The sequence below is a fragment of the Streptomyces gottesmaniae genome, from assembly GCF_031845845.1.
Taxonomy (GTDB): Bacteria; Actinomycetota; Actinomycetes; order Streptomycetales; family Streptomycetaceae; genus Streptomyces; species Streptomyces akebiae.
Genome location: NZ_JAVRFJ010000117.1, coordinates 1 through 477, shown reverse-complemented (window position 1 = coordinate 477; position 477 = coordinate 1). Strand labels below are relative to the sequence as shown.

Below are 477 nucleotides of genomic sequence, written 5' to 3'. Positions count from 1 at the left end.
CTGAAGTACCTTTTTTGTACTCCACGCCTTCGGCTTTGAGCTGCTCTTCGGTTTTACTCACCCAAGCGATTTCAGGGTCGGTGTAAATCACAAACGGTACGTTGTTGAAGTCGATATGCGGTTTTTGACCGGCAATGCGCTCGGCAACGGCAACGCCTTCGTCGCTGGCTTTGTGTGCCAACATCGGGCCGCGAACCACGTCGCCGATTGCCCATACGTTAGGCAGGTTGGTACGGCATTCGCCATCCACTTTGATAAAGCCGCGCTCGTCTTTTTCCAAGCCTACGGCTTCCGCGTTCAGGCCTTTGGTGTTTGGAATACGGCCGATGGCAACGATCAGTTTGTCGAATACTTCGGTTTTGGCTTCGCCGGCAGCAGTTTCGTAAGCAACGGAAACACCTTTGCCTTCAGACTTGATGTCGCCGATTTTCGCACCCAATTCGATGCTCAGACCTTGCTCTTTGGTGAAGTATTTGA

The 477-nt window shown here is 52.2% G+C and carries 1 protein-coding gene; it reads right to left on the bottom strand.

The annotated features are described in order from the left end of the window. The coding region (locus RM704_RS45730; protein ID WP_498076447.1) for an FAD-dependent oxidoreductase at window positions 1–477 on the bottom strand (477 nt) is incomplete at both ends.